The 21,692-nt window shown below is 27.2% G+C and carries 31 protein-coding genes; 26 read left to right on the top strand and 5 right to left on the bottom strand.

The window, feature by feature from the left end:
* Positions 1-15 precede the first annotated feature (15 nt).
* From CQA44_RS07990 to CQA44_RS07865, 26 genes are all read left to right on the top strand, one after another.
* Entirely contained in the window at positions 16-930 is a 915-nt protein-coding gene (locus CQA44_RS07990) for a hypothetical protein (RefSeq protein ID WP_115546741.1), read from the top strand.
* A gap of 67 nt (positions 931-997) precedes the next feature.
* Positions 998-1,648, top strand: coding sequence for a hypothetical protein (locus CQA44_RS07985; RefSeq protein ID WP_115546740.1), 651 nt, complete (start codon positions 998-1,000; stop codon positions 1,646-1,648).
* Positions 1,645-2,373: a hypothetical protein gene (locus CQA44_RS07980; RefSeq protein ID WP_115546739.1), complete on the top strand. Its 729-nt coding sequence runs from the start codon at positions 1,645-1,647 to the stop codon at positions 2,371-2,373. The genes CQA44_RS07985 and CQA44_RS07980 overlap by 4 nt, the downstream gene beginning before the upstream one ends.
* A 10-nt stretch (positions 2,374-2,383) precedes the next feature.
* The gene (locus CQA44_RS07975; protein WP_115546738.1) at positions 2,384-2,980 is read left to right on the top strand and encodes a hypothetical protein; all 597 of its coding nucleotides are present in this window, start codon (positions 2,384-2,386) and stop codon (positions 2,978-2,980) included.
* Positions 2,980-3,726 carry a hypothetical protein gene (locus tag CQA44_RS07970; protein ID WP_115546737.1) on the top strand — a complete coding sequence of 249 codons (747 nt, stop codon included), beginning with the start codon at positions 2,980-2,982 and terminating at the stop codon, positions 3,724-3,726. The genes CQA44_RS07975 and CQA44_RS07970 overlap by 1 nt, the downstream gene beginning before the upstream one ends.
* Complete coding sequence (locus CQA44_RS07965; protein WP_115546736.1) at positions 3,719-3,964, top strand: hypothetical protein; 246 nt, start codon at positions 3,719-3,721, stop codon at positions 3,962-3,964. Before CQA44_RS07970 ends, CQA44_RS07965 begins: the two co-directional genes overlap by 8 nt.
* Entirely contained in the window at positions 3,961-4,575 is a 615-nt protein-coding gene (locus CQA44_RS07960) for a hypothetical protein (RefSeq protein ID WP_115546735.1), read from the top strand. The genes CQA44_RS07965 and CQA44_RS07960 overlap by 4 nt, the downstream gene beginning before the upstream one ends.
* Positions 4,572-5,303 carry a hypothetical protein gene (locus CQA44_RS07955; RefSeq protein WP_115546734.1) on the top strand — a complete coding sequence of 244 codons (732 nt, stop codon included), beginning with the start codon at positions 4,572-4,574 and terminating at the stop codon, positions 5,301-5,303. The genes CQA44_RS07960 and CQA44_RS07955 overlap by 4 nt, the downstream gene beginning before the upstream one ends.
* Positions 5,300-5,854 carry a transglycosylase SLT domain-containing protein gene (locus tag CQA44_RS07950; RefSeq protein WP_115546733.1) on the top strand — a complete coding sequence of 185 codons (555 nt, stop codon included), beginning with the start codon at positions 5,300-5,302 and terminating at the stop codon, positions 5,852-5,854. The genes CQA44_RS07955 and CQA44_RS07950 overlap by 4 nt, the downstream gene beginning before the upstream one ends.
* Complete coding sequence (locus tag CQA44_RS07945; protein ID WP_115546732.1) at positions 5,851-7,002, top strand: hypothetical protein; 1,152 nt, start codon at positions 5,851-5,853, stop codon at positions 7,000-7,002. The genes CQA44_RS07950 and CQA44_RS07945 overlap by 4 nt, the downstream gene beginning before the upstream one ends.
* A 21-nt stretch (positions 7,003-7,023) precedes the next feature.
* Positions 7,024-8,178, top strand: a complete 1,155-nt coding sequence (locus CQA44_RS07940; protein ID WP_147289767.1) for an ATP-binding protein — start codon at positions 7,024-7,026, stop codon at positions 8,176-8,178.
* Positions 8,150-8,542 (top strand): hypothetical protein, encoded by a 393-nt coding sequence (locus CQA44_RS07935; RefSeq protein ID WP_115546730.1) that lies wholly within the window; start codon positions 8,150-8,152, stop codon positions 8,540-8,542. Before CQA44_RS07940 ends, CQA44_RS07935 begins: the two co-directional genes overlap by 29 nt.
* 84 nt (positions 8,543-8,626) lie before the next feature.
* The gene (locus tag CQA44_RS07930) at positions 8,627-9,751 is read left to right on the top strand and encodes an ArdC-like ssDNA-binding domain-containing protein (RefSeq protein WP_115546729.1); all 1,125 of its coding nucleotides are present in this window, start codon (positions 8,627-8,629) and stop codon (positions 9,749-9,751) included.
* Positions 9,748-10,377 (top strand): hypothetical protein, encoded by a 630-nt coding sequence (locus CQA44_RS07925; RefSeq protein WP_115546728.1) that lies wholly within the window; start codon positions 9,748-9,750, stop codon positions 10,375-10,377. The genes CQA44_RS07930 and CQA44_RS07925 overlap by 4 nt, the downstream gene beginning before the upstream one ends.
* Positions 10,378-10,393: 16 nt before the next feature.
* Positions 10,394-10,705: a hypothetical protein gene (locus tag CQA44_RS07920; RefSeq protein WP_115546727.1), complete on the top strand. Its 312-nt coding sequence runs from the start codon at positions 10,394-10,396 to the stop codon at positions 10,703-10,705.
* A gap of 11 nt (positions 10,706-10,716) precedes the next feature.
* Entirely contained in the window at positions 10,717-11,103 is a 387-nt protein-coding gene (locus CQA44_RS07915; RefSeq protein WP_115546726.1) for a hypothetical protein, read from the top strand.
* A gap of 1 nt (position 11,104) precedes the next feature.
* Complete coding sequence (locus CQA44_RS07910; RefSeq protein ID WP_115546725.1) at positions 11,105-11,434, top strand: hypothetical protein; 330 nt, start codon at positions 11,105-11,107, stop codon at positions 11,432-11,434.
* Complete coding sequence (locus CQA44_RS07905; RefSeq protein WP_115546724.1) at positions 11,424-12,545, top strand: hypothetical protein; 1,122 nt, start codon at positions 11,424-11,426, stop codon at positions 12,543-12,545. The genes CQA44_RS07910 and CQA44_RS07905 overlap by 11 nt, the downstream gene beginning before the upstream one ends.
* A gap of 6 nt (positions 12,546-12,551) precedes the next feature.
* Complete coding sequence (locus CQA44_RS07900) at positions 12,552-14,990, top strand: hypothetical protein (RefSeq protein WP_115546723.1); 2,439 nt, start codon at positions 12,552-12,554, stop codon at positions 14,988-14,990.
* Positions 14,991-15,004: 14 nt separating this feature from the next.
* Entirely contained in the window at positions 15,005-15,916 is a 912-nt protein-coding gene (locus CQA44_RS07895; protein ID WP_258864952.1) for a hypothetical protein, read from the top strand.
* Positions 15,913-16,107 carry a hypothetical protein gene (locus CQA44_RS07890; protein WP_115546722.1) on the top strand — a complete coding sequence of 65 codons (195 nt, stop codon included), beginning with the start codon at positions 15,913-15,915 and terminating at the stop codon, positions 16,105-16,107. Before CQA44_RS07895 ends, CQA44_RS07890 begins: the two co-directional genes overlap by 4 nt.
* Positions 16,107-16,400, top strand: a complete 294-nt coding sequence (locus CQA44_RS07885) for a hypothetical protein (RefSeq protein WP_115546721.1) — start codon at positions 16,107-16,109, stop codon at positions 16,398-16,400. The genes CQA44_RS07890 and CQA44_RS07885 overlap by 1 nt, the downstream gene beginning before the upstream one ends.
* Positions 16,397-16,645, top strand: coding sequence for a hypothetical protein (locus CQA44_RS07880; RefSeq protein ID WP_115546720.1), 249 nt, complete (start codon positions 16,397-16,399; stop codon positions 16,643-16,645). The genes CQA44_RS07885 and CQA44_RS07880 overlap by 4 nt, the downstream gene beginning before the upstream one ends.
* 8 nt (positions 16,646-16,653) lie before the next feature.
* Positions 16,654-17,013: a hypothetical protein gene (locus CQA44_RS07875; protein WP_115546719.1), complete on the top strand. Its 360-nt coding sequence runs from the start codon at positions 16,654-16,656 to the stop codon at positions 17,011-17,013.
* On the top strand, positions 17,013-17,345 hold the full coding sequence (locus CQA44_RS07870; protein ID WP_115546718.1) for a hypothetical protein: 333 nt from the start codon (positions 17,013-17,015) through the stop codon (positions 17,343-17,345). Before CQA44_RS07875 ends, CQA44_RS07870 begins: the two co-directional genes overlap by 1 nt.
* Positions 17,342-17,635: a hypothetical protein gene (locus CQA44_RS07865; RefSeq protein ID WP_115546717.1), complete on the top strand. Its 294-nt coding sequence runs from the start codon at positions 17,342-17,344 to the stop codon at positions 17,633-17,635. Before CQA44_RS07870 ends, CQA44_RS07865 begins: the two co-directional genes overlap by 4 nt.
* A gap of 214 nt (positions 17,636-17,849) precedes the next feature.
* Here CQA44_RS07865 and CQA44_RS07860 read toward each other — a convergent pair whose 3' ends face one another.
* The 5 genes from CQA44_RS07860 to CQA44_RS07835 form a co-directional block, all read right to left on the bottom strand.
* Positions 17,850-18,266: a hypothetical protein gene (locus CQA44_RS07860; RefSeq protein WP_115546716.1), complete on the bottom strand. Its 417-nt coding sequence runs from the start codon at positions 18,264-18,266 to the stop codon at positions 17,850-17,852.
* Positions 18,267-18,578 carry a hypothetical protein gene (locus CQA44_RS07855; protein WP_115546715.1) on the bottom strand — a complete coding sequence of 104 codons (312 nt, stop codon included), beginning with the start codon at positions 18,576-18,578 and terminating at the stop codon, positions 18,267-18,269.
* Positions 18,579-18,580: 2 nt separating this feature from the next.
* Positions 18,581-19,642, bottom strand: a complete 1,062-nt coding sequence (locus CQA44_RS07850; RefSeq protein ID WP_115546714.1) for a hypothetical protein — start codon at positions 19,640-19,642, stop codon at positions 18,581-18,583.
* A gap of 748 nt (positions 19,643-20,390) precedes the next feature.
* Positions 20,391-20,651, bottom strand: coding sequence for a hypothetical protein (locus tag CQA44_RS07840; RefSeq protein WP_115546712.1), 261 nt, complete (start codon positions 20,649-20,651; stop codon positions 20,391-20,393).
* Positions 20,648-21,322 carry a ParA family protein gene (locus CQA44_RS07835; RefSeq protein WP_181881831.1) on the bottom strand — a complete coding sequence of 225 codons (675 nt, stop codon included), beginning with the start codon at positions 21,320-21,322 and terminating at the stop codon, positions 20,648-20,650. Before CQA44_RS07835 ends, CQA44_RS07840 begins: the two co-directional genes overlap by 4 nt.
* Positions 21,323-21,692: the final 370 nt, after the last annotated feature.

Here is a 21,692-nt window from a genome sequence, read left to right as displayed (position 1 = left end):
TAGGGAGAAAAAGCAATGAGGTTATTTTTATTAATGATAGTTCCACTTATTATTTTGTATTCAGCAGAAATAGAAGCAAATAATTCAGAAGCTCAAAATATTATCGAAAGTAGTGGTTATGGCAAAAGCTCTGTTAGTGAATCTAAACTTTCACCTTTACCAGAAGAAAAGAAAGTAGATTACACAAGAGAGATTTTGCACAACTTTTATATGAATGCACAAACTATTGATATAAGAGCAGAATCTATTGCTAAAAAAGCTGAAATGGTTAAGGTTTTAGCAGTAAGCGAAGTTAAATCAAGTGAAGCTAATCCATCAAAAGAGGAAACTACAACAATTAAGGGTTATTGTTTAATAAAAAATGATGTTCATATTGGAAAACAACCTAGCTCTTTAGGTGTAGATTGTGAGACTAATATAGGTTTTATATCATTATTCGCTAACTTAAAAGCAGAAAATAAAATATCAACACTCTTTGTTGATCCTGTGTATATTGAATTTAAAAATTATCGTTATCAAGTAAAATCAAGTTATGTAACTAATGAAGCAAAGACTAGCTATAACATTGCTACTTATGTAAATGAGAGAAAATTAACAGAAGTTGGATTAGATGTTGTAGGAGCAGCAGCTGATGAAGTTAAAACAGCGTCAAATCAATATTTAATGGCTTATGAGCAAAGTAGATTAAGACAAGATACACAAGTTTATCAAAATGGACTTACTGCTTATCCAATTCAGAATATTCAATATGAAACCCCCGATCCTTTATTATATGTGGCAAAAGCTGGTATTAATCTTGTTGCAAGTAGCACAAAAGCTATTGCAGACGCTTTTAAAAAAGATTTACCATACTTGTATATGATAGCAGCAGGCACAAGAATATATGTAGATATGCAAGTTATATCAAAAGGAGAGAAAGTAGGAAATTAAAAAGGTGAAAGATGATAAAACTCATACTAATGTTAAAAAACAATCAAAGAGGAACAAGAGGTAGATAATGGATAAAGAAAAACGAGGAATCTTTAATGTAACTTTTAATCAAAAGAAAACTACACCTATTAAAACAGATATAGAAATTATAGAAGATGTAATTATAGATTATTTAGTTCATTATATAAAAGGTTGGCATAATGTAAGAAGAGATAAAGGCAGAGGTGCAGAACATATAAAACTTCATCTTGAAAAAGGAAGTGAAGGTGAAATAACAATAGAAGAATTAGTTAATCTAGGAAATTCTATAAGAGAATATATGAAAATCTTTAAAGAACCTTATCTTGAAGATGTTAGTAAAGATGGAAAAGTTTTTGAATGGGAAAATGAAAGGGGTGTGCGTTTTAGAGTAGCAACTGATAAACTCAAAGGGGAGGGTCTCATTCCGCCACTATCCCCCTCTGATGAAATAATTATAACATTCTACTCTGATAGGAATCTTAAAGAAAGAATGACTTTTAAGAATCCTAGAGTTGAACAATACTATGCAAATATCAATAAAAATGAAAAATCAAATCCACAGGATTCTGATATGGAAGCAATGAAAAAGGATAATACTAAACCTAAAACCTCTGCACTAGAGCATTTTAGAAACAAACATAAAGAGCATAAACAAAACATAGATTCTACAAAACACACAAGGAGGAATCGACAATGAGAAATATTTTATTATTTTTTAGTGTGTATGGGTTATGTTTAGGAGCTGAATTGCCAAATTCTACATTTGCACCACCAACACCGCAAGAGGAAGCTCAAAACCAACAGACAGGGCATGATTTACGCATTAAAAAATTCTTTTTAGATATTCCAAAAAATAAAGATTTAGCAAAAGAAGCTATTGAAAAAGATAAAGAAAGCAGAGAAATATTAGATAGGTTTGATGATGTTATCATTAATTCTAAACCAGAGATTAGAGCTATTAGCTCACAAGATTCTATATTAATTCATCCATATTTTACTACAACCATCTTACTACCTCAAGGTAGTGAAATTAGTTATGTAGATTCTAGTGGAGAATCTGAAGTAATAAAATTTGACCAAAACGCTTTAATGTTTAGACCAAAGAAAAGTTTTGAAATTGCGAATTTAAGTATTTTATATTCCAGAGATAAACAAAATTATGTAATGAATATTTTACTTAATCGCTATCACAGGGGAAAAGATAATCAGCTTAATTTAATTGTTTCTTATGTTGATAAACCTAAGTTGTCTCCATTAGAAGTTTTATACACATATTTTAAAGAAAATGGTGAATATCCAAATAATGAGTTCTCTTACATAAAAATTGATGATATTTACTATCGAATTGTGCTTGATGATAAAAATGGTTATGTCAATATTGGAAATAAAAAATATCGCGTAGATAATCGCAAACCATATTAGGAGTAAGAGAATGGATAAAGTTAAACAAACACTAATTAATTTTGTTAATAAAATACAATCTAGTAAAGATAAGAAGCTATATATACTAGCCATTATAGCAATAATATTATTGATAGGATTTATTATTCTTATTTTTATTCCAGATGATGCAAAACCACAAAATGAACTTATAGATGATAGTAATACTAAAATAAATAAGTATGAATTAGATTCTAATGTGACTACTCCATCAATAAATAATAATGTTACAACGATAAATAATAATGCTATATTTCCACAAACAAACTATGAAATAGATGTTAAACCAATAGAAAAACAATCTAATATTCAAGTATTACCACAACAAAACAACAATATGGTAAATACGCAAAGTATAGATGAAATCTCTAACAATATTGAAAACAATAGAGATATAAAGACTTATCTTAAGAGTATTCAAACTTACATTATTATTAACCAAGATTCTTTTACTTATAACAATAAAACTTTTAGAGTTGGAGAAAAATTTGAAGGTTATTTAATAGAAGCTATAACCCCTATCTATATTCGTTTTGTTGATGATAAATCAGCTTTACATTACAACTTACGCTTTATTGAGGAGAAATAATGAAAATATTATTAGTATTAATTATTAACATTTGTTCTTGCTTTGCTATTTCACAGAGCGAGCAAGAAGCATTTAAAAGTGGATTTAAAACAGGTTTAGCTATGTTTGAATTTCAGCTTAAAAATGAGGGTATAGGTATTAAACAAGCAGAGTTTAATCATAATGATTTTATTGTTTTTGTTAATACAGATAAACTACCATTAGCAGAAATATTATATCTTCAATATCAAGCAAATAGAGATAATTTTAAAACACTACTTACCAAAAATGAACTCATTTTTGGTAGTTTTGAGCGTGAAGCTGATGCAAGAGATGCAATAATTAAAATAAAAAATCTTTACGATATGACAGCAAAACTCTCAAAAGGTAGTGATGAATTTTATATTAATCCTATTTACATCGCAAAATCTTATAAAAAATTTATAGAGGAGGCAAAAAATAATAATAATTTTATTTATACAGGTTTCTTGTTAATTAAAGAGCAACCACAAAATAATCATAGTAAAAAAGATATTTCTAAGACAAAGCAAAAATATTTTAAATTAAAAAATCTTCTCACACAGAGCTATATTAATATATTTAAAGGCAATAGTTCAAATAGTTTTAAAGAATCTAATATTGTAGAAAAACAAAATCGTTACATTCTTGATAAAAAAGTTTCAACAAAAGAGCAAGAAGTATTTTATAAAGTTAAAAATAAAAATCTTTATTTTGCAGCTGATGATGTTGAGGAAGAAAATGAATAAAATTTATTTTTTACTACTTATTTTTATTTTTATCGGTTGTAGCTCTATTTATCAAACAAATCCATTACCAAAACAAGCAGATTTATATTTACCAAATAGAGAGATGAATTTAAAAGATATTGATGAATTAGAAATAGCAAGATTGTTTGATTTATGGGTTATGGATTATTTAACACCACAAGAGAAAACTAAACCTACTATTTGGAGTATAGGAATTAAGAAAGGAGATGTAAAATGAAAAAATTTTTATTATTAATAATTTGTACAAGTTTTATTTATGCAGATGAGGCTGAAAAATTCTTTTACGAAAGAGGTTATGAGAATGGGTGGAATAAGGGCTATGATTTAGGAATGCAAAAAGGCATTGAAATAGCTAAAAAAGTTGTAGAAAAATACAAAGATAATATAAAAGCTTTTGAAATAGGTAAATATCTAATCGAAGAAAAGAAACTTACATATCCACAAATTTACCAAATAATAAATCCAAAAAATGGGGTTTTAAGTTTTGAGATTACACCAAGCAGAATAGAGAGTGAATTAAATATTGATGATATTTTTGCAAAATTTGGAAGTTTGCCAACAGGAGAACAAAAACAACAAGAATTAGCAAATAATCTTAATAATAGTATATTGCTTAATGGTAGAGATTCTAATACATCAGATTTGCCAGATTCTACTAGTGGTAATATTATTTATATGAATGTTAAAAAGAATTCTCAAAATGAAAATATACTTAGAAAAGCAAACTTAGTATATGAAAATGATAAAGAATATTATCGTGTAATGTTTTTTAATCCACAAGAAAAAAAAGATTTTTGTTCAAAATTTAGTGAGGTTTGTTCAAAATGATAGAAGAAACTTTAAGTTTTAAATGTGAGCAATTCTTTGGTAAAAATTGGAAATTCTTATTTTGGGGATTTGTTGTTGTCATTATTGTTATGTGTTCTTCCTTATACAATATATCTAATTCAATGAAGTCATTAGAAAGAATTGTGCTTGATAATAATTCTAAAGTAGTTTTTACAACAATTGATGGCAGAGCAATTAGAGTTGAGAAAGAACCTTTAAAAGCAGAATATTTACAACAATTTGTATTATCTACTTTAGTAAATAATTTTATAGTATCTAGGGCTTCTATCACTAATGATTTTCAAAAGAATTCATTTACTCAATATAGCGAGATTTTAGATAACTCTATTGGGCTTGGAATGATATATAAATATTATTTAGGCGACAAAAAAGATTCTGATAATAAACAGGCTTATGGAGATTTTATTTCATATTTGCAATGGATTCTAAGTGCAATTGCACAAGATAAATTACCAGAATATATAAATATTAAAAGCTATAAAGTAAATAAATATGAATATACAGGCAATAGTTTTTCTACGACTATAGAAATTGAATGTTCGATGTTAAGCTATATTATTGCTAAAAATCAATATATTAATCAAAAAGGCTCTGTTATTATTAATGCAAGTGGAGATTTTGATTTACAGCGGGCTAGTGATTTTAATCCTTATGGAATGCGTATTCAAAAATTTAATATTGTTATGCCAACAAAAGGTGCAAAATGAAAGTATTTTTAATTTTGTCTGTTATATTAAAAATTCTTTTTGCCTATGAAGTAGATTCTATTATTGGAGAAATATCTAAAATTAGTGGTGTAGATAAAAAAGTGTATTTATCAATAATAAAAATAGAATCTAATGGGAAACAAAATATTATCGCCTTGAATGGAAGTAAGGATTTTTACAAACAATTACAAGGACTTAAATATATTGATAATTCTTTAGAAGTTAAGCATTTTTATCCAAATAGAATAGTTATTTATTCTAATACTAATAAGAATATCATTGCAGCTATTGCAAAAGAATTATATTTGTTAAATAAAAATTTTGATTTAGGCATTGCTCAAATTAATTCAAGCAATTTTAGTTATGAAGAGATTCCACTAATGCTTGATTTAAAATATAACATCATCAAAGCTAATAATATTCTTGCAAATTGTCAAGCTAAATATCAATCTATCAAGCCAAGTATTGAGTGCTATAACAAAGGATATGCAAATCATAAGGGGTATGCTTATTTTAAAAAATTTATTAAATCTTATTTGGGGGTAAAATGATGAATTTTGCTACTCTTGCATTAATTGGGCTTGCTGGGGCTGGGATATATCGTGGGCTAAAAAATACAAATAAATCAAATACTTTATTTGAAAAAATTATTATACCGCTTAATTCTATTTTAAATGAATATGTAAGCAATAGTGGTCTTATAGTTGATATAGTAGAAGATGATTATATAAGAATTAATACACCATTACAAAAGCTTTATGGTTTGGAATTGGTAGGATATGATAATGTTCCTAACTATTTGTCAGATGATACAATAAAAGAAATTTTTAGAGACTATAAAAAATTTGATGATAGCTATTTATTTTATTGTATTCATAAACAAGGCAAATATCAAAAGCAGTTTTTGTTTAGTCATAATAAAAACCTATTAAATTCTATCGCTATCTATTATGATTTAAAATTATTAAGCGGTCAAGAGTTATTAAATGCAATATTTGATTTATATCTTCAAAATACCTATTTTGAAGAAAACAAGCAACTTAAACGCAATATTACGATTGACTTTGAAAATGATTTAAATCCGGGTTTCTTAAGTTTTAAAAAAATTGCAAAACAAGCAGTATATAAAAATTTAAGTGAAATTGATATATTTCAATCATACAAGGCTTTAGAAGGAATTTCAAAAAGTGATATTAGTAAAATCTTTAGAAAAATAGATTTTGATGGCTGTGTTTGGGTATTTTTTGATTTTAATCAAAGAAGAATAGAAAATAATATTTCTTTTTTGATTAATTCTTCTAAATGGAGCGGTAATAAGCAAATTTTTGTTAGTTTGAAAGAACAATATATTGCTGGAGATGTAGAATTACTAATTGTTAATTCAGTTGCTTTATTTAAAAGATATGATTCTAGTGCGATAGGCTCTCTTGGAACTAGCCTAAAAAATGCTTATATTCCAAAAGATATTTTTAGAAGTGAAGTTTTACGAAAAACTCCATTAAAATATAAAGATAGTGATTTTGATTTCTTAGTTGAAAGCAATTATTTTAGAAATTATATTGCTACTTTACATAAGAGAAATAATGCTAAACCTGATATATACGGACTTGATAAAAATAAATCTTTTGTAAATTATTCTTTTTCCGATGAAAACAATACTCCTCATATGTGCATTATTGCAGAATCTGGAAGTGGTTAGTCAGTATCTAAACAAAAAATTATGGCTCAAATGATTAATCTTGATTTTAGTAGTGGATACGCAAGTGAATTAGGTAAAAGCGTCAAAATTAGAAGTTATGATGTCGGCTTTAGCGATGAAGTGTTTGTTAATTTGGTAAAAAGTAATACAAATAATAATGTAGCTCACATTAGCAGTGATTTTAGCTCGTTTGCTTATAATGTAGTTGGTATAGATTTTTCATTAAGCAGAGAAGAAATTGAAGCAGATTTAGTTTTTGCAACAGACTTAATTAGTGTTATTTTACAAAGTCAAAGTGCAGAACCTCTAAACATTAATGAAAGTGCATTGTTTAAAGTAACTATTAGAAAAATATATAGCGAGAAGATTTATCAAGTATATAAAGTAAGATATTTAAAAGATACTAATATTAATCTTTATAATAGGTTAATAGGATTGGGTTTTGATGATAATTTCGAACTTAGAGAATTAAAAGATAATGAATTTGAATATTTAAAAAGACCTTTATTAGGAGATGTCGCTAAATATTGCAAAATTCAAAGCTCAAACCAACAAATAAAAAAAGAAGATAGAGATGCTTACAGCACGTTAGCATTTAAATTATTATCAATCGAGAAATTAGAGTTGTTTTCTAGGTTTGATTCTATAAAAATAGAAAATGCAGATTTTCTGTCTATGGATTTAAATAATTTTAAAGAATCTAATTTATTTACCCCTATATTTTTGTGTATTTTTCAAAAAACTTATCTTAAAGATAGAGATAATGCTTTGAAATGTAAGCGTAGCGGTATCCAAATGCCAAAGTTATTTTACGCAATTGAAGAATCTAGAAATTTTTTTGAAGTTCCTTATTTTGAGACAATGCTTAAAAAATTAGCATTTGAAGCTAGAAAATATAATGTCCATTTATGTTTTATTGCACAATTGCCAGAACATATTCCAGCAGGAATATTAAAACAATTATCAACAAGAATATTTTTACTCATACCACTTAAGAAAGGAGAAACAATCAATGAAATAAAAAAACACTTTAATCCACCTCAAAAGGTGATTGATTTATTAAATGAAACAGATATGCACGAATTATGTATATGGTATGCAAATGGTGTATTCAATTTAAAATTTGAAATTTCAGAGGAGGAAATGCGTGTTTTCAATACAAATCCGAATCTCTAGCATAAGTCCTTTTGGCATAATTTTACAAAAATTATCACATAAAGGATTTGATATGGTTGAATACACAATAAGTGAATATGCAAAATTAACAGGATTTTCAAATAGAAAAGTATGCTATTTAATAAGCAATGGTGAAATAAATAGCATTAAACGAAATGGAAGGAGGATTATTTTAATGGAAGAGCCTATTACTCAACCAAGTAAAAATGATATAGGTTTTATAATTTTAAAACTAAGAGAAACCATTGATAAACTAATTTTGAGAATGGAAAAATTAGAACAGAGAGTAAGTTATATTGAGGAAATTAATAAAGTCAATAATACAAATGAAAGGAGAAAACCTAATGGAAGAAGTCGTAATTGATGAATTTGTTATTGATGATTTAACAGAAAATGAAATAAAAGAAATAGAATATTTATCCCAGCCTTTATATGAGGAGGATTAAATATGAGTTTAGAAAATAAAATAAGCTTCTTTGACTATACTAAATTAGCAGAAGAGAAGAATATTAATATTATTACTGAATCATTAAAAAATGGACAAAGCCCTTTGCTTCAATCTTGGAGTGCTAAACAATTAAATACAGATTTAGCAGTTAATCCAAAAGCACAATCTGTCTATAAAGGAACAAATGTTTTAATGCTTGATACAAAAAGTGCAATGAGTGGTTTTAAAACTAATTCTTGGCTTACTTTTAATCAAGCTAAAGAGCTTGGTGGTATGGTTAAAAAGGGTTCAACACAAGTTAATGTCTTTTATTTAAACAGGGGAAAAACAGACAAAGAAATTGAAGAAATGCAAAAACAAAAAGAACAACCTATGGATTCTAAAGAGATAGAAGCTTTAAAATCATCTACATTTAGGTGTTATGGTGTTTTTAATATAGATGACATTGACTTTAAAGATAAGCTAATTCCAGAATGGAAACCTGAATATAAACCTAAAGCTTTTGATATTAATAGCTTTATAAAGGCAAGTGAAAAGTTTAAAGTTGATGGCGAATCTATGCACAATAAAGTTTTACGCGAACAAATTGCAAAATACATTATTGCTAAAGATACCCAAACTAACTATGAAATAGATGACTTAAAAAAAGAGCTTCTACAACAATGTCCTAGTGTATTATCAAACGAAGAGATGCTGCAAACTCTAAAAGATGCTTCAAAACTAAGTTTTTATGTGTTAGACAATAAAGAATCTAATAAAAATAAAATAAATCCTTATGGAGAAGTTTTTGATAAATTAAAGCAATCTATGAGAGATAAAGGAAAGGGATATTTTAACAAAACAACATGGCAAAAGGCATTTAATTTAGAGGCTGAAGCTAAGAAAAACAGAATTGATGCAAATGAGCTGGAATTAAAGTTAAAAGAATTTGCAGTAGAGTTAAATAGCTACCAACCAAAATCTACTCAGACAAATAAAATTAACAATAATTCCAAGAATAATGATACCCAAAAAACTAATATGCAGTTTTTTAGGGATAATAAAAAAGAATATACCCCTCCAAAATATAATACGCAAACTATGCAAACAGAGAGGGAAGCTAATGTGAGAAAACATAGACAATGATAGATATTACAGGGGCTAAAGTTATCACTCTAGCTAGTATTTTTGGTGGAGCGGCAGTTATCTTTACTATTGCCCCATTTTTATTTGTAATTATTCACGGAATAATTAGAAGTAATCAACAAACAACGGGTGGTCAAACAACACTGTCTATAATATTAAAAGCCTTGATAGTGCATTTAGTATCTTGTGTAGCTTTTATAGCAACTATATATTCACTTGACAGATTAGACCCAAATAATACACAGCTTTTTACTAAAAAAATATTTGAAGTATTTTGGGCAGGAAATAATCAAGGGGAAGTGTTTAATTTAGTTGGTGGTAGTAATAGTGTTGAAATGATGAGTGCATATGTAGTCTTACATTTATTGTCTGTAATAGTGCATTTAGCTTATGCAATTTCTCCTATTGCTATTTTTATATTAGCAGTAGTCTATGGTGTAGGTTTGGCAAAAAAAGATACTTATAAAGATTCTTATTCGGGAATAGTTAGTTGGAGCATTATATCTGTGGTTTTTTGCAGTATGCTTTATATAACTTGGGCTTATTTAGCAAGTCCCGCATTATTTTTGCCTAGTGGTAATTTATTTGACAAAATCTCTAACTTTTATAAAGAGATATTAATATGAATTTAAGGAGTAAAAAATGGCGACAAATTGTCCAGCTTGTAAAGAAAATACATTAGAAATAAGGGAATATGGGGTGTGTTGTAAGCAATATTTACCTAAAAAAGCAGATAAAGAATACTATAACTCTGGAGTCTGTAATTTTAGGATTAATTTTGAACAAAAAGCTTTTGATAAAAAACTTTCTGTAAATGATATTAGAACATTAATCGATGGTGGCGAAATAAAAAACAAAAAGGGTGATATTATGAAAATGATTCAAGACCCATCGCCAAATGATGATTATTTTACTGATATTGAATGGAAAACTAAAAATTATAAAGATTTTTAAGGAGGATAAAATTGAAGAAAATTTTATTATTTACTTTAATATTTGGAAGTCTTCAAGTATTGTTTGGTGCAAATGAATTTGATGGTATTAATAATACCATCACTTCTCTTGATTCTGCTGCTAAATCTAGTTTAGGTGTAGGGGGTAAGTGGTTTTTTGCCATATTGCCATTTATGGTTGGTTTTGGTATTGGCTGGAGAGCTTATAGCAATGAAGCTAAAAAGTCAGACAACGAAAAAGATTCTAAGAAATTAGCATTAGTTGCTGGAACTTGGTTTATCATAGGAGTAGCTATTGCTATGTTGCTTATTACTTTGTTTGGTGCAGTGTTTATGGGTAATTCGTCTTTAGCAATAGAGGTTATGAGAACACAAATTCGTTCTATTTTTGGAGTGTAATATGAAGTTGTTAGTTATTTTGTCTATTATAACTTCTTGCTACTCTGCTTGTTGGATTACTTGTGTGCCTAACATAGTTAGCGAAAATATACAAGCACAAAAAGATATTAATACATCTTTTTCACAACTAACACAATCTCTCAATTCTTTAGATAGTGCATATAATGATTACTTATCTGCATATAAAGAACAAAATAAGCTCTTAAAAAAATTACAAGATTTAAGAGCTTATAACTCAAAAAAGTTAGATGAAGTTAATTTTCTTTTGGAATCTACAAACTCATTGTTAGATATAAAAATAAATGAAATGGGAGAAAATAATGCTAAATAATGCTAAAAAAATATTTTTATTATTAATTCTTTTAACACAGCTTAAAGCAATTGATTTAGGAAATTTAGGCAATATGGTAAGTGGAGGTGCTGGAGGAATTTTAGGTGGAATAACAGGAAATGGTTTAAGTTCTTTATTCGATTCTTTTAATAACATTAGTGGTGGTGCTGTTGGTCTTTGTTATTATAACTCTAATATAAGAGGTAAAATTGATATTTGCTCACAATTTAATAATATTAATAATTTACAACAAAATATGTGTAGTATTCTACCAGATATTGGAAATATTGGATTTCAAAAGAAAACTAACTATATTGGTATAAGCGGAGCAGGATTGCAACAATTTTGTAATTCTAATGTTAATAATAGACTTAATAATGTGATTTCAAATTTAGGAATTTATGATTCTCAATATCGTTTAAGTGATGGTATTAATCTGCCAAATGGTAAAAATATAGATGATTATTTTAGCAAAGTTGTTAATGTAAAAAATATTCTTGTTTCAAATAAAGAAACTTATGCTAAATCAGTTATCTTAAATTCTGACCAAAGTGAATTAAAAGCTTTAGTTGATATGGGTAAAATTAGCAATATACAATCATTAAATGATTTAGATATTAATTCTTTTCAAGCCCCTACTTCAATGAGCGATTATTTTAATCAAAGAGATGGATTAAGTGCTTCTATTACTAATGATTTAATTATTTCATCTCCTGTAAATGTTAGTGGTGTTTTAAAGCAAAAATTACAAAATAAAAAAGGCTCTGAAGCAGAGAAAATAGCAAATCAATATATTGCAGAGATTAATGAGAAAATTGATGTAGGCACACCAAAGAGGATTGGACTTGCTATTGATGTAGCAGCTCAAAGCACAGATTTAGCTATTCCTACAAATGATTATGTTAAATATATGAAACCAGAAGTGCGTCCTAGATTAATATTAAAAATCAATAATCAAATTAAAAGAGAAGCAATGATTCAATCAAAGATTGTTTTAGCAGATGAGATAAGAAAGAATCTTGTTTCTTTAAGCGGACAAAAAGCTGTTATTATGAATGAAAAGTTTGATTCTTCTAAAGCAGAACAAGAAATAAATAATCTTATTAAGTAGAAAACTATGTCTAGCTTTAATTTAAGAATTGATAAAAACACCTTTACTTTGAAAAGTAAAGGCTCTATTGCTAATTATGCAAAAATTTTGATTAATAAATCAAAAAATGTTACAATCAGCTTTAGAATTGTTGTTATCAATTCTAGGAGTTTCATACTGAACACCTTTTTAAGGTTGTTTAGATTTACCCCTAAGGCTGCAACCTTAGGGGTAGCAACCTCAAGTAAAATTCTACTATTTTTAATCTTAATTTTTAACACTGCAAAAGCCGATGATACCATAGGTAATGACAATAAATTAGAGTTTGAACCTCAAACTTCTAAATTAGAAAATGGTATTTTTGTAAAAAATGATTATATTGTTAGCACTGATATTTGTAAATTTTCTTGTAGAAGTGTTCAAAGTGATTATATAGCTACTATTACAGATATAGATGCAAGCTCTGGAACTACATATTGCGAAGTTAAAAACAAATATGGAACAAAGTTAAATGTTAATGCCAATCAAATTAATACTAAGTGTAGAGAAGACGCTAATGCTTATTATAATGGAGATTTAGTAAGTGGAAATATATATAATGATTTTAAAGAATCTATATATGATTCCACTAAAATTACATTTTCTAAATTCTTAGCTTCTCTTGCTACTCTTGACCCTGAAGTAATTGATTTTCACAATACATCTCTTTCTGGGATTCTTACACTCAAAGACCCAAATGCAGTTTATGGCACAAGAGCAGTATTAAATACAGATTTCTTTTCTTTAATCACAGGGAAACAAGATAATTTAGAACTTCTATCATCAGCAGATTCTATTAATAAGGCAAATTTAGGTTATTATGCAAATCTATTCTCTGATATGCAAAAAATATATAGCTTTTTACAAAATTTCTTATTTATGATGATTGGAGCATTCTTTTTATTTAAATTAGGTAGTGTAAAGCTATTAGACTATTTACAAAACTATTCAACAGAATCTAAAGATTATCTTAAGAAGTTTGCAATCCCTGTTGTAAGTGTAGCCATATTTTTTGCACCTATACCAGAATCTAGCGGTATGAATACAACTATTGTTCAAAGCTTAATTCGCTACTTTACACAAACTTCAATATCTATTGCAGATAGAGCCTCTGCTATTGGAGCAAATACTTATCTTAGATATTTATATAATTCTGTTGGATTTCAGGCTATGGAAGGAGAGTTAGCTATAAAAAATCAACTTACTCAAGCCATAGCACAAGAAGCACAATATAAAAGTGTAATTGAATTTTGTAAGGAAGCATATCCTAATAAATTAGCTTATGGAGGAAATAAATATTTAAATGATATAGAATCTTCTAACGCATTTGATTTAAATGCAAAAGCTAGTGTTATTGATGAAAATGCTTGTGCTAAAGTGCAATATAAGTATTTATCCACTCAAAAACAACGAAGAGTATTAGCTAACTATGTAGATACAATAAACAATAATTGGCAAAACAATAGTGAGTTAAAATCTTTACTTAGTAAAGTGAATACAGAAATGAACTCTAGGCAAAATGAATTAGGTTGGGCTAATGCACTAATTATTCCTAGCACTGCATTAATGATAGATATATTAAGTGTAGTAGATACAAGTAGGGATAAGCTAGAAAATACAGAGGAGAATAATGAGAAAATAATTACAGAGGCGAATCAAAACTCTGATACTTCATTAACTAAAATTAGTGGAACAATTATGGCGAAGTTGCTTGGTGGGACTCCTTATTTTATACTTCCTGGTGCAAGTGGAATCTATAATTTTATACACGATAACCTAGATAAATTAGAAGGTGATAAGGTAAGCAATTTTTTAAGTAAATGGGTAAAAAATACTTTATTTATCGGCTATATTTCCACAGCATCATCTATAATTGGTGGTTTATTAGCAAGTCCTATTGCATATATTACTACTTGGAGTATTATGAAAACCATACTGGAGTTTCTTCCTCTTTTAACAGCTATGATTTGTGGAATTATTGTATTTATAGGTTTTATAGTTGATTTAGCTTTTTATTTTTATATATCTCCATTTGTTGTTGCATATTCACTTACACAGAAAAATACTCATAAAATAATAGAATTCTTAGTAAAAGGAATGCAGTTATTCTTTAAACCTATCGTGCTTGTAATTTTGATATTTTTTGCTTTAGCAATGAATCATTTAGTTAATGATGTATTTATTGGTTTTGCAACTATACAATTTGCTTCATTATCAGCTATTAATAATGAGTTTTCTACTGCTGTTGCTTTAGGACTTATACAAAGCACAATAGGGATTCTAGGAGTTATTGCTAGTATTTATATAACTTGGAGAATTATAATATATGGTGTAGGAATTGTATATGAGCATATAGGATTAAAAGATACTAATTCTACTATTGCGGATTTAACTCAAAAATTAGAAAAATATTCTGTTCAGGTATAAAGAAAGGTTATTAGATGAGCGATAAAGAAAAAGAAGAGTTACAAAAAGAAATTATAGAACTTGAATCTAAGATTTCTACTATGCAAGAAACCCTAGATTCTATAAAAGATACTTTGCAAAATCTAAAAGATATTGCTTGGGATAGACAAAGTAAAAAAGAAAGCTCACAAATGTATAAGGTCTTAGAAGATGATAAATCTTCTACAAGAGTAAAAAGTAATGTAGGAGATGTAAGAGTGGATAAAGACTTTATGAAAAAACAAATACAAAAACATTTAGATAATAAAGCCTTAAGAGGTATGGTAACCAAAGAGGAATTATTATCATTCCCTAAGGTAGCTAAGAATGTAGAGGCTGAATATAATAAATTACATAAAGACTACACTTGGAAAGTAAAAGCAAATGATGGAAATGTTTTAAGGTATGGAAGTAGAGAATATAATGAACAAAATAGGCTTATTACTACTTATTCAGAAACAGAAAAAGGGCAAAGAAATTTAGGGGATAATGTAGGAGTGGGTAAGCAAGGTCAGCCTTACCACTTTATTAATGACCTTAATTTTCTCCGTCCTACTAAAGATAGTATATCACAAAATAAAGATGAGAATCAAACAACATATAAACAAAATGAAAAAGAAATAAACAGGCTTATTACTACTCACACTAAAACAGAAGCAAATGAAAGAATGGCGGAAGAGGATAGGCGTGGTCATCCCTATCATTCCATATTTAAAGACTTCAATTTTCGCAAATCCGCCAACGAGAGCATTTTACCCCAAAATAAAACTAAAAGTCAAGAATCTTTAAAACAAGATTCTAAACGAGAATTACCTAAAACCTCTGCACTAGAGCATTTTAGCAGTAAACATAAAGAGCATAAACAAAACATAGATTCCACAAAACACATAAGGAGGAATCGACAATGAGAAAACTAGATAAATTAACTCTAGGATTTTTAATATTTGTATTAATTATTGGATTGTTATTAAAACTAATTAATACAATAAATATAGCAAATATTTATTTAGCTTTTATATTTATATTTGTAGCTTTAGGCATTGCTTTTATTTCAGTTAAAAAGATAAATAAGATATTAGGACTTAAAAAGGAGAAATAATGAAATTTAACATAGATATTATTTTATATAAAGAGCAGTTTAGACTAAAGCTTGGCTTAATACCTTTATTACTATCTAAAGCTTCTATTATAGTTCTTATACTTTGTATTTTATTGTTTGATATGGTGAAAGTTCCTGTGTTTTATGGAATGTTAATGATGTTATATTATAAGTTCTTATTTAATAAAACTAGAGATGGTTATCAAATGGACAATGTTTTATATCAAGCTCTAAGTGATTTTAATAAATCACTGCGCAATCACATTAAACAAAATAGGTTTTCTAATCAATGAGAGTGTTATTATTTTGTCTTTTAATCTCAAATATTTACGCAGAATCTTGTGGCTCTTGTGATGCAGTTAAAAATATAAGTCAAGTTGTTAGCAAAATACAAGATACTTACGATAATCAACGTAAGAAAGTATTAAATCTACAAAAACTTAATGCTAAATATTTACTTCATTTAAGCGGTAGTAATTTTGAATTAACAAGAGAAAACAAACTAATTTATATTTATAATCAAATGAGTTGCAAATAGGAGGAGAAATGAGATATTTAATTGCTATATTTTTAATTTCTAATATAAGTTATGGAGCTTGTATAGATATAGGTATTATGCAAAGCACGGCACAAAGTCTAAAAACTACATATAAAGCAGCTGATGCAGTAATAGAACAAATTATCAAACAAATAAATTCTGATGAGGATTCTATCTTTGATAACAACGATACATCTTTTAATAAATTAAAAAATATACAGAATCTAGATTCTAAAAATACATTAAATATGCAAGGTATATTTTTTAACTCAAAAATTATTAATGATTTACAAAGCAATCTAATAGATTCTAAAGGAGAGAGTATAAACTATAAAATTAATAAAGATTTAGAGGAGATAATAAAATAATGAGAATATTAATATTATTATTTATTGGTATAATAGTTTCTAATGCGTGGTATTGCTCATCTTCTGGACAAGATGGAGGACCAACCACGCTTACAACATTAAACACTACGGCTATTACACAATTAAATTCATCAATCACCCCTATTTATACAAGTATAAAAACTACAAGCACAATGTTAAAAGATGAGAGTAAAACAAGGGCAAATTATTTACAAAATATTGAGAATCTAACTAAAGCAAATGCCATTAAAGAGCAAAAAATATCCTTTGAATATGAGAGATATAAAAAATTACTAAGTAATTATGCAGATATGCAAGGTAATCTTAAATGAAAAAAGTTTTATTATTACTTTCTCTTAGTGTTAGTATTAGTTTTGCTTGCACTTGTATTTCTGATATTCAACAAGGATTTTCTAGTATTAAAAATTATATTGTAGATACTATGATTAAACCGCAAAAGTCAAATGTAGATGATTTAAAGGATAATATAAAAGACAACACTAGCAAAATAAAAGACCAAAATAAAGAAATCCAAAAACTAATCGATGTGGAAAAAGAAAAGGCTAGACAATATAATGAAATGATATTTTTACTAGAGCAAAGAAAGAAAATGATTGAGTGAGTTAAGTTGATTAATATTTTATTTTTTAAACATCAAAAAATTAAAATGCTTTTGTTGATTCTTTTCTATACCTATTTTCGTATTTAGGGCAATATTTTCTACTCTTATCATACCAAGTAATTTTATGGACGCTAAAGATATTTATTTTATAAGGTTGCTTCATTTTTTACCATATTCTATAAGTTTTACATATTCCTCATTATAAAATCGAAGTTTAATTAAAGCATCCGGGAAAATATCGTTTAAAAACTTGTGTTATTTCAGCCATTACCTCCTCTTTATTGTCTGAATTTCTAAAAAGAATATCTTGTAAATCTCCAACTGAATTTCCCAATAGCTTCCTTTGATTTTGAATGTTTATAAATGAAATAGTTTGAAGCCTTTCCTTTCTCTCTTTTTCATTTTGTATTTTATAAGCAAAATCTATATCTTTATACAAACTCTCTAGTTTATCCCTAATTTTTTGCTCGCGATATTCTTGTTGTCCTTTTTTATGGTAATAACGTGTAATAAACCAACCACCAATTATTCCTCCTAGTGAAGAGCCAAAGGCTATTGTGAAATCCACATAGGTGATTAACCAATCGCCGACTCTTTCTAAAAAAGAGTTTAATTTTATTATAGATTTCATCTATTGCCTTGCTAATACTTCTTTAATTGTATTGAGCAAATCTTTTTCATCCTCTGTTTTATCGTCTATCTTGATATATTTATTAAATAATTCTTTATCTTGGCGTATTAATTTGCAAAAGCTTGCATCAACAAAAGAGTCAGAAAATGGCAATTCAAGATTATCAACTTTAATCAATACTTCTCTCTTTTCGTTAATCCATTTTGAAAGGTAATTTTCTTCAAAATCTTTGCCATTTTTTTCTTTATCGTGTTCTTCGTTTCTTGCATATGGGGTTGTTGTATATTCCTTATCAAAATTAAATGTTATCATTTTTACACTCCTTTTAAAAATTCTTTTATAGGTAATTCAAAGCTTATTAATGTCCCAATTGCTTCGTGATATTTTACCTTATCGTTATTTGATCTATATGTCATATTTCTGTCGTCAAAATATAGTTCGTAAAAGTCTTTCTTGGATATAATTTGCATCTTTGCCCCTTTACATTTTTTTATACTTTCCTCTAACCTTTTTGTTCCATTTCCTCTCTTGATATTCTCTCCAGAGTAATCCCTATGTCTTTTTACATTGGATTCAAATATTACTTTTACATAATTATTATTGTTATTGTTTATTATATCAGAAAACCTATCCTTAATATTACTTCTATTTTTGATAGACTTAGCAAAACCTATTCCTTTATCCAAAATAGCAAATTTTATAACATTTTGCTGAACTTCACCAGCTAAATATACTATCTTATTTATCTCATTGGTATAGGCATGAGATTTTACATTAAGTAAAAGTTCACCAAATATCTTATTAAAATGATTTTTAGCATTACTATTATTGGCAATATTGATTTTTTTAAAAGAGAATTCTACTACTTCTTTGGAGATTTTCAAGAGAACTTGTTTTAATGTTTCTTTATTACTAATAGAAACTTTTAAAATACATATTTTGCCCTCTTGAATTTGAATAGGTTTATTACATAAAATCCTAAAAATTCCCGTTCGAATAAACATATTTTTTATATTCTTATCTTTGGGCATTAAATATTTTCTGAAGGCAAAACGAACCTTTTTTATTTCACTAAAATGTTCTAAAAGGCTTGTAAAAACTAGGCATAATCCCAAATCAAATCTTGTTAGCTTTCTAAAACTAATTGCAAAACTTTTGGGGTTTCCTGAAAGCCTTATTGTATCGTCTATAATTTTATTTATATTGCCTTTGTTAAGTGCTAGTGATGAGTATTCAAGCAGCTCGTTTTGTTTGTGAGTATTATTTTTGTCAAATTTTTTCTTACCTTTGTTTTTTAATTGCCTTTTGGCTTGATATTTTCTCCTAATAACATTACAATAATAACAATACTTTTTTGAACTATAAATCTTCTTCATGGAGGCTATTATATTATAAATATATTAAAGCGAAATTATAAATTCACCCCTCGTATTTAGAGTAAAATTCTCCTTTTGGAAGGTTAAATAGGCTTTTGATGAAGTATGATTTAAATTGCCTAAGTCTCCCAAAATATTAAAAACATAGATATTGTGCATAAAATATTAATGTTTGCTATGTTGGTATAGAGAGTCTTTAATTGCAGATACAGTTGTGGCTGAGGTTTGTAATAGTTAAAAACAATATCAGATTGCATTAGCCACTCATACAAGAAATAAATTACCTATCTGATAAAAGTTTTATTTCCTTCTAATAACTTCTCTTGTATTTCTTTATTCCTATAAATTAGCGAAGTGAAATCACTGCTAAATGTCAATCTGTATCCCCAATATTCTTGGTCTTGAAAGAATAATACCCTTTCTCACTTCCCAATCTTTGAATATTAAGTTGTAAAACATCCATATATTCATTAAAAATTGATTAGCTGTTTGGGTTTCAAGATTTAATTGTGGATTGGGAATAATAATCATTCCACTAAAGTGGCAAATAAGCATTTTGATACACATAAAGGTAATAAACTTATCTAAGGACTGGCTTCTTTGAGCATTCTTTTAATCTTAGAGTTTCTCTATTCTCTTGCATTTTAGGATTTAGCCAAGTTCTAAAGAAAGCCTATACTAAAGTTCTACAAACACCAATTAGACTAATACACCACTTAATCTATTTGTTGTTGATATTGCCATAATCTTATATAATACCTTTTTCTTTTAGTATTTCTCTTATTAACGCAGAACCAGAATTAATATTATTACTATCTAAATAATCTAAGAATTTAATATAGTCCTCTTGCAAAAGATTTAAAGAAAATGAACGATATACTTTTCTATTGCCCAACCTTTCTTTTCTAAGTATCTTTACTTGTTGCACATTATTTATTCCGCCGCTTTCAACTACATCAGCACCTTTGCTAATAGAATTTAATACATCAATACTTATTTTTTTATTCATTTTAAAGCTCCTTTTAAAGTTTCAATTTCATTGCAAAAACTTAATATTTCATTCTTTGCCATAATATCACTATGAGTTCTTATTTTAGCTTCTAAAACACTTTCAGCATTTGCAGGAGAGAATTTTATTAATGTCCTATCCCTTATAATTGAGTTCATAAAATAATAGTGTTTAGAATCTTTGAATGGTTCTAAGATTTCATTTATTTTTGTAATGGCTGGATTAATTCTATTCAACACCAAATATACTTTTAAAGTAAAATTAGGATTAGTTTGCCTTAGCGTCTTTTCTATATCATTTAGTATCTCATCAAAACTTACTAATCTCATTATTTCAAGTGGAGAATCACTAAGAGGTGTAAGCACTATATCACTCATTGATACAGCAATACGATTATATGCACTATCAAAACCACCACTATCTATAATAATATTAGAATCTGAATGTGTCTGAATGAAATTAACAAATGAATTTGTATCCTTGAAACTTGTAATATTAAAAGTTTTAAGATTATTTGTTGCTCTTATCTTATTAATATTACTAATACTACTCTGTCCGTCTAAATCAAGCACTATAAAATCTTTACTTTGCTTTTGTAAATAAACCAAATAATTTAAACACAAAGTAGATTTTCCAACTCCACCTTTTGGATGTGAAAATGTTATTATCAAAATTTAACTCCTACTTAAAGAACATTGACATTATATTACATTATCAATTAATTGTCAATATAATTAATGTATAATTTAACTAAAAATATATTATTCTTTACAATATATTATAAATTAATTTACACTATCAATATAATAACTTCTACTTAAAAAACTAACAGAATAAAAAATTATAAGTAATTAAAATAAATATATTTTATTATAAATATATGATACATTATAATATATTATTATAAATATAACATATTATAAATATATTGTTAATGATAATATAACATATTGATATAAACTCTATATTGTATGCAAACTCTGATAGTATAGGAAGCCTACTCCTATCATCCCGCTCTAGCGTTAGTCTAAAGTCGTGGGC

This window comes from Helicobacter sp. MIT 14-3879 (assembly GCF_003364125.1).
This window is presented reverse-complemented; position numbering and strand designations above follow the sequence as displayed.

What these genes read in the sequence shown, in the direction of transcription:
- CQA44_RS07990 (WP_115546741.1), top strand. Translation starts at nt 16, where the DNA reads ATGAGGTTATTTTTATTAATGATAGTTCCACTTATTATTTTGTATTCA.
- CQA44_RS07985 (WP_115546740.1), top strand. Translation starts at nt 998, where the DNA reads ATGGATAAAGAAAAACGAGGAATCTTTAATGTAACTTTTAATCAAAAG.
- CQA44_RS07980 (WP_115546739.1), top strand. Translation starts at nt 1,645, where the DNA reads ATGAGAAATATTTTATTATTTTTTAGTGTGTATGGGTTATGTTTAGGA.
- CQA44_RS07975 (WP_115546738.1), top strand. Translation starts at nt 2,384, where the DNA reads ATGGATAAAGTTAAACAAACACTAATTAATTTTGTTAATAAAATACAA.
- CQA44_RS07970 (WP_115546737.1), top strand. Translation starts at nt 2,980, where the DNA reads ATGAAAATATTATTAGTATTAATTATTAACATTTGTTCTTGCTTTGCT.
- CQA44_RS07965 (WP_115546736.1), top strand. Translation starts at nt 3,719, where the DNA reads ATGAATAAAATTTATTTTTTACTACTTATTTTTATTTTTATCGGTTGT.
- CQA44_RS07960 (WP_115546735.1), top strand. Translation starts at nt 3,961, where the DNA reads ATGAAAAAATTTTTATTATTAATAATTTGTACAAGTTTTATTTATGCA.
- CQA44_RS07955 (WP_115546734.1), top strand. Translation starts at nt 4,572, where the DNA reads ATGATAGAAGAAACTTTAAGTTTTAAATGTGAGCAATTCTTTGGTAAA.
- CQA44_RS07950 (WP_115546733.1), top strand. Translation starts at nt 5,300, where the DNA reads ATGAAAGTATTTTTAATTTTGTCTGTTATATTAAAAATTCTTTTTGCC.
- CQA44_RS07945 (WP_115546732.1), top strand. Translation starts at nt 5,851, where the DNA reads ATGATGAATTTTGCTACTCTTGCATTAATTGGGCTTGCTGGGGCTGGG.
- CQA44_RS07940 (WP_147289767.1), top strand. Translation starts at nt 7,024, where the DNA reads ATGGCTCAAATGATTAATCTTGATTTTAGTAGTGGATACGCAAGTGAA.
- CQA44_RS07930 (WP_115546729.1), top strand. Translation starts at nt 8,627, where the DNA reads ATGAGTTTAGAAAATAAAATAAGCTTCTTTGACTATACTAAATTAGCA.
- CQA44_RS07925 (WP_115546728.1), top strand. Translation starts at nt 9,748, where the DNA reads ATGATAGATATTACAGGGGCTAAAGTTATCACTCTAGCTAGTATTTTT.
- CQA44_RS07920 (WP_115546727.1), top strand. Translation starts at nt 10,394, where the DNA reads ATGGCGACAAATTGTCCAGCTTGTAAAGAAAATACATTAGAAATAAGG.
- CQA44_RS07910 (WP_115546725.1), top strand. Translation starts at nt 11,105, where the DNA reads ATGAAGTTGTTAGTTATTTTGTCTATTATAACTTCTTGCTACTCTGCT.
- CQA44_RS07905 (WP_115546724.1), top strand. Translation starts at nt 11,424, where the DNA reads ATGCTAAATAATGCTAAAAAAATATTTTTATTATTAATTCTTTTAACA.
- CQA44_RS07900 (WP_115546723.1), top strand. Translation starts at nt 12,552, where the DNA reads ATGTCTAGCTTTAATTTAAGAATTGATAAAAACACCTTTACTTTGAAA.
- CQA44_RS07895 (WP_258864952.1), top strand. Translation starts at nt 15,005, where the DNA reads ATGAGCGATAAAGAAAAAGAAGAGTTACAAAAAGAAATTATAGAACTT.
- CQA44_RS07890 (WP_115546722.1), top strand. Translation starts at nt 15,913, where the DNA reads ATGAGAAAACTAGATAAATTAACTCTAGGATTTTTAATATTTGTATTA.
- CQA44_RS07885 (WP_115546721.1), top strand. Translation starts at nt 16,107, where the DNA reads ATGAAATTTAACATAGATATTATTTTATATAAAGAGCAGTTTAGACTA.
- CQA44_RS07880 (WP_115546720.1), top strand. Translation starts at nt 16,397, where the DNA reads ATGAGAGTGTTATTATTTTGTCTTTTAATCTCAAATATTTACGCAGAA.
- CQA44_RS07875 (WP_115546719.1), top strand. Translation starts at nt 16,654, where the DNA reads ATGAGATATTTAATTGCTATATTTTTAATTTCTAATATAAGTTATGGA.
- CQA44_RS07870 (WP_115546718.1), top strand. Translation starts at nt 17,013, where the DNA reads ATGAGAATATTAATATTATTATTTATTGGTATAATAGTTTCTAATGCG.
- CQA44_RS07865 (WP_115546717.1), top strand. Translation starts at nt 17,342, where the DNA reads ATGAAAAAAGTTTTATTATTACTTTCTCTTAGTGTTAGTATTAGTTTT.
- CQA44_RS07860 (WP_115546716.1), bottom strand. Translation starts at nt 18,266, where the DNA reads ATGAAATCTATAATAAAATTAAACTCTTTTTTAGAAAGAGTCGGCGAT.
- CQA44_RS07855 (WP_115546715.1), bottom strand. Translation starts at nt 18,578, where the DNA reads ATGATAACATTTAATTTTGATAAGGAATATACAACAACCCCATATGCA.
- CQA44_RS07850 (WP_115546714.1), bottom strand. Translation starts at nt 19,642, where the DNA reads ATGAAGAAGATTTATAGTTCAAAAAAGTATTGTTATTATTGTAATGTT.
- CQA44_RS07840 (WP_115546712.1), bottom strand. Translation starts at nt 20,651, where the DNA reads ATGAATAAAAAAATAAGTATTGATGTATTAAATTCTATTAGCAAAGGT.